Consider the following 6,293-nt stretch of genomic DNA (forward strand, 5'->3'; position numbering starts at 1 on the left):
TGAATCCAGACTAGTAACGGTGGACGCTCAACCCTAGACTCCTGAGGAAAATAGATATTGATCTTCAGTGCTTGCCCATTAATCGTTTTATAAACGACATCTCTACTGACGTTAGCGTTAACATCTAAACTTAAGCTCGGTGATGCAAAACAACACAGCAACAAGAAATAAATAATTTTTTTCATGATCAATTCTCAAAGTCTCTGGTGATCATGGCACCAGAGACATGTGGTTTAAAAGTGAGATTAAAATGTCGTGTTGATAGCGAACCAATAACGCCGCCCATCTTCCACATAACCATATTCTTGATAAGTGGTTTCTTTATCAAACAGATTGTAGATACCGGCCATAAGCTTGACATTGGTATTGAGTTGCCAATGAGCACCAAAGTCGAAATAGGTGACTGAAGGGGCTAGCACATTGCGAGAATCTTGGGTAATTGCCTGTTTTTCTTTACTCCGGTAGGAGGTACGAGTCCAAATATTGAGATGATCAACGACAGACCAGTTAGTATTAATCGCCAAAAGATGATTAGGCATCTGAGTCAACGGCAATCCTTTGTCATCACCAGACTGTTTTTCCGTCTCACTATAGGTATAGGTTGCTGACACATCGAGAGTTTGAACAATGTTTTTCGAGATAGACACTTCCGCGCCATACGTTTTGGCATCTTCGACATTAACGTAAGTGGCATCGCAGGCTCGGCCACTGCAGTTGGCATCAAGGTTGACCTTGTCAATTTTATCTTCGAAGCGGTTGTAAAACAGCGTCACGTTCGATGTGAGAGAATCATCGCCAACAAAATAAATTCCTATTTCCGTATTGACCGATGTTTCAGGTTTCAGATTTGGGTTACCAAAGACCTCGCAGCGACCATTGCAGCTTTCTTGTACCCAATCGCCTTCCATCTCCGTCAAGCTCGGCGCACGATAGCCTGTCGAAAGCCCACCTTTTAGCGTCCAATGGCGATCTAAGCTATAAACACCGTATAGACGCGGGCTTAGTTGAGTATCAAACTGATCATTATTGTCCAAGCGTAACCCTGCGGTTAATGCAAACAGCTCGGTTAAGTACCATTCATCTTCGGCATACAAAGACCACTGGCGGTTTTTAAACAAAAACTGGCGATTATCCAACTGCTGTTTTTCGTAAGCAGCACCCACCGTCAAATAATGTTCGCCAATGGGCATCGACCACTGTGTATTCACGCTGGTATTTTCGACCTCCAATTGACGGCCCACATTTTCAACGTTTTCGTGACTTAAATACGATTGACCTTGCCCCCATTGATAAGTCCCAGCATGAGCCAAGCCGAATGAGCGACGGTGGTTATTGGTTTCTGCATTTGCCGTTCTGGACTTGTTTTCAGTATTGATGCGTTGTTGATCATGATAGGTATAGTCGAAGGTCAGCGTATCGTCATCGGTCGGTGTCAGATAAAGCGACGCGCGATAACTTTGTAGCTCCTTACCCCCATTAGCATATAAGATTTCATCTTCTTTACGCTCTTGATACAAACCCGATAGCGAAGCGCTGAGTAAGTTTTCCACTAACGGGCCTGCAAGATAAAGCTGGCCTTGATAAAAGTCACCAGATTGGGCCTTTTCTTGCAATGTTGCTTCAGCACGAAGGCTACCGTGCCACTGCTGATAATCTTTACGGGTAATGATGTTGATAACACCACCGATCGCATCCGAACCATACAACGTTGACATGGGGCCACGTACCACTTCGATACGTTCAATAGCATTCAGCGGAGGTAACCAGTCCTGTTCAAAACCACCCCCACTACTCACTTGAGTTTCGCGCCCCGACTGCTTGCGCCCATCAACAAGAATAACCGTATATTCAGAAGGCATCCCCCGTAAAGAAATCTCCTGACGCGAACCGCCTCCGGTGATAATGACCCCCGGAAGATCTTTCAGAGCATCGGTTAAGTCTTTGTAAGAGCGGCTATCTAACTGCACACGGTCAATCACACTAATCGATGCTGGTGCTTCAGTGGCAGCTTTGTCATAACCTGATGCGGTCACCACCAAGGTTTCCATCGAAGAAGCGTCTATCTGCGCCGCAAAAGCCGGGGTAAAAAGAACGGTACTTAGCCCTATCGTCATCATTTCTGTCATTTTTACAGACTTACGACGACAATCAAAACGAACTGGTTGCATGATAATTAATCCAGATTATTACTGATAATTATTATCAATTAGATAGAGGGAAAGATAAATTAGCAATCAGAATCGTATTTGTGAATGCGAATATCACTATCCGCATATTGCATAACACTGCTATGAATTATGCAATTATTAGATTTTCTGCATGATCTTCGACATAATATTGTTTGAAAATTGAGCGCACCCATTCACACATCGCATCATCATGAAATCGCTTGTGCCAATAGAGATACACCGAGGTAAAGTCTAAGCGGAGTTCATTCGGGACAGATCGGGTGATTAAGCGACGATCTCGACACGCCTCCTCAGCATAAGCAGCAGGAAGATGGAAGATGATATCGCTGGTCGCTGCAATATTCGCTGCAGAACTAAAATGACTGAGCAGCACAGGAACCGATAGGCGATTCTTTTTATCGACTAAACCAAGCTCAATAAATTTATGTTCAAACGAGAGGGTTTTTTCTCCCTGCAGAGAAATTTGTCCAAAACTGCAATGGCGCAATTTTTTCGCCGAGAGTGTTTGCTCGGCAAGCGGATGATCCCGACTCATAAGTAGCTTAAATTCACGTTTGGCAACTATCATTCGGTATAAATTTTGATCAGAACTGGGGGGCTGATGAGCAGATAGAACAAAATGCACATCACCGGCAATCAAGGCTTCAAAGTGCCGTTTCGCTGTAGTATCAATACTGATGGTCATTTTCGGCGCTTGACGGCGAATTTCACCAATCACCGTGGGCATTAAGGTATTGATCTGCGGCTGGAGACCAAAAAATCGTACAGTACTTGTGGTTGTTTGCGGATCAAAGGACTGTTTGTTCACCAATACTTCTAAGCTATTGATCACTAAGTTGATGTCTTGCTTGATATTCAAGGCTTTCGGCGTTAACTCATAGCCTGAATGGGTTCGAACCAAAAGCTCATCGGAAAATAGTGCACGCATTTTTTGCAGCGCACGGCTGACAGATGACTGGCTAACATTCATTCTCAGAGCCGTATTCGAGACATGCTTTTCTTCAAGTAAATGCTTAAGAATCAGCAGAGAATTGATATCAACCTGAGATATGTCCATAGTAAAAGCTCTTTGATAAAAAATTTACCACTACGAATACCAGCCATCGGCTAGCACTTCTGCTTGTTCTAACACTAGCTTAATCGCCTCTTCGGCCGCATCAGGTGGATATTTCCAGCGACGCAGTAAACGACGTACAAGGTTGCGCATCCGTGCACGCACGCTTTCTCGTTTCTGCCAATCTACCGTGGCGGACTTACGCAGTTGGTGAGTGAGTTCAATGGCGAGTTGACGCAGGTTATCGTCGCCTAGGCTGCGCACAGAAGCTTCGTTGGTGACCAATGCACGGTAAAACGCTATTTCATCAGTAGATAGGTTGAGCTTTTCCATCATCTCAGCGTCAGCCTGCATCTCTTTGGCCCACTGGATTAGCTCTTCAATTACCTGCGCGGTTTCAATACTACGGTTATGGTACTTTTGCAGCGTCGACATGATGCGCTCTGAGTACTTCTTCTCTTGCACCACATCGTTTTTCATTCTTGCTTTCACTTCGTCGCGCAGCAGTTTTTCTAGCAGTTCTACGGCTAAATTCTTCTCTTTCATGTTCTTCACATCTTCTAAGAACTCTTCAGAGAGCAAACCAATGTTCGGCTTATCCAGCCCTACGGTTTTAAAGATATCATCCACGCCATCGGCCACTATCGCGTTATTGAGGATTTGGCGCAGGGCAGAGTTTCGCAGCTCATCACTGCGTTTGCTATCCACCGTAGAATGTTTGAGAAATGCGGTTTTAATCGCGCCGTAAAAGGCGATTTCATGGCGATAGCCATTCACTTCATCCAACGTACTGCACAGCGAGAAGGCTTTCATCATTGCCGCCATCACATCAAGGAAACGACGTTTACCATCACGAACTTCTTCGCCTTTGCTGTTGCGGTGTGAGAGGCCCGAGATATGGTTGACAGCTCCCGGCAGCAGTTGCAGCGGCCGAGTTTCAAAATCAGGGCGATAGTGAAACACCTCACCATCCACTGGCGTGGCAAACATACCACGAATGACGTCGATTTTTTCCATAAAGACGGCGAAAGCTTCCGCGGTATCAACGGTTGGTTTGCCTTTGCCTTGGCTGTTGGTGTAAGTCTTCAGTGCATTTTTAAGCTCATTGGCAATACCAATATAGTCAACCACCAAACCGCCGGGCTTATCCTTAAACACGCGGTTCACTCGCGCTATCGCCTGCATCAGGTTATGACCTTTCATTGGTTTGTCGATATACATGGTATGACAGCATGGCGCATCAAAACCGGTTAACCACATATCGCGCACAATCACCAATTGCAGTTCATCACTGGTGTCTTTATAACGTTTCTCAAACAGCTTCTTGGTTTTTTTATCATGAATGTGCGGCTGCATTTTGGCTTTATCTGCGGCGCTGCCGGTCATAACAATTTTGATTGCGCCTTTTGCGGGATCATCGTTATGCCACTCAGGTTTAATCGCCACAATGGCATCGTATAAATCGACGCAAATCTCGCGGCTCATGGCGACAATCATCGCTTTACCCGGAAAGGTTTCACAGCGAGTGGTAAAATGCTCGACCAGATCTTTTGCCACCTGCTGGATGCGTGGCTCGGCACCGACCAGTTTTTCCAGCGCCGACCAGTGTGATTTGATTTTCTCACGGCTGGCGGTTTCTTCGTCTTCGCCGATTTCTTCTTCGACCTGATCGTTCAGCGCTTCGATTTCATCTTGATTAATATCGAGCTTGGCGAGGCGCGATTCGTAATAAATCGGCACCGTTGCACCATCATCGACCGCATCTTGAATATCGTAAATCGAGACATAGTCACCAAACACCCCGCGAGTGTCTTTATCGTCTAGCGATATAGGTGTGCCGGTAAAACCAATAAACGCGGCATTGGGCAGTGCATCACGCATGTATTTGGAGTAACCATAAACATAACGCTGGCCGACCACATTGCCCTGCTCGTCTTTGACATCAACAAGGCGCGCTTTATTGCCATATTGACTGCGGTGCGCTTCATCAGACACCACCACGATATTCGAGCGTTCAGAGAGAACAGGATGCGCGGTTTCTTCATCAAGCAGCGCAAATTTTTGTACCGTGGTGAAGATGATGCCACCGGACTGACGGTTGAGCAGTAACTCGCGCAATGCATCGCGGTCAGTGGCTTGTTGCGGGATTTGCTTTAAGGTGTCTTGCGCCATGGTGAAGGTGTTAAAGAGCTGGCCGTCTAAGTCATTACGGTCGGTAACAACAACCAGAGTCGGGTTATTCATGGCGGGTTGTTGCAGCAATTTACTGGCGTAGCAGACCATCGAAATGCTTTTGCCACTGCCCTGAGTATGCCAAACCACGCCCGCTTTTTTACTTCCCTGCACCACGGTATTGGCGTAATTGGCTCGGGGTTCAGTAATTTGATCCGCGGTGGTAGCCGCAATGACCGTCGCTTTCACCGCAGCACGTACAGCATGGAATTGGTGATAACCGGCAATTTTTTTGATGACTTTGTCGTTATCGGTTTCAAACAAAACAAAGTAACGGATGTAATCGAGCAGCAATTCTGGTTTAAAAAAGCCACGCACCATGGTCTCTAATTGGAATTCGAGTAGCGGCTTGTCGTCTTCACTTTCTATCGTCTTCCATGGCAAGAAGCGCTCTTTGTTGGCCGTTAACGAGCCGACTCGCGCCGTCCAACCATCAGAAATGACCAATGCCTCGTTGAACACAAACAGATCGGCGATCTCTTCTTTATAAGTTTGGATTTGATTGTAAGCATTCCAAATGTCGGCGTGATCATCAGCGGGATTTTTCAGCTCAATCACCGCCATTGGCAAACCATTGATAAAGACTATCACATCTGGCCTGCGATTGACTTTGCTGCCCGTGATGGTGAACTGATTGACCACTAAGAATTCGTTATTCTCTCGGTTGTCAAAGTCAATTAAGCGAACATGAGTATGCTTGGTCACCCATTGTCCGTGCTCCATCACCGAGTATTCAACCGGCACACCCTCGATTAAATATTGGTGAAAGAGTTTGTTGTTTTTAATAAGTACAGGCGTTTGCGGCGTGGCAACGGTTT

Annotated in this window: 3 protein-coding genes and 1 pseudogene; all 4 read right to left on the reverse strand. The window is 46.0% G+C overall.

Going from position 1 to position 6,293, the window contains the following annotated elements; genetic code table 11:
* Window positions 1-185: pseudogene (locus B7C60_RS18755) on the reverse strand (alpha/beta hydrolase); the annotation flags it as partial.
* A 60-nt stretch (window positions 186-245) separates the two neighbouring features.
* On the reverse strand, window positions 246-2,114 hold the full coding sequence (locus B7C60_RS09320) for a TonB-dependent receptor domain-containing protein (RefSeq protein ID WP_281251698.1): 1,869 nt from the start codon (window positions 2,112-2,114) through the stop codon (window positions 246-248).
* A gap of 181 nt (window positions 2,115-2,295) precedes the next feature.
* Window positions 2,296-3,246, reverse strand: coding sequence for a LysR family transcriptional regulator (locus tag B7C60_RS09325; RefSeq protein WP_099611415.1), 951 nt, complete (start codon window positions 3,244-3,246; stop codon window positions 2,296-2,298).
* 30 nt (window positions 3,247-3,276) lie between these two features.
* Window positions 3,277-6,293 (reverse strand): type I restriction endonuclease subunit R (locus tag B7C60_RS09330; protein ID WP_245869107.1); only part of this gene is annotated, 3,017 nt, incomplete at its 5' end.

Origin of the sequence: Vibrio fujianensis (assembly GCF_002749895.1) — a bacterium.
Classification (GTDB): domain Bacteria; phylum Pseudomonadota; class Gammaproteobacteria; order Enterobacterales; family Vibrionaceae; genus Vibrio; species Vibrio fujianensis.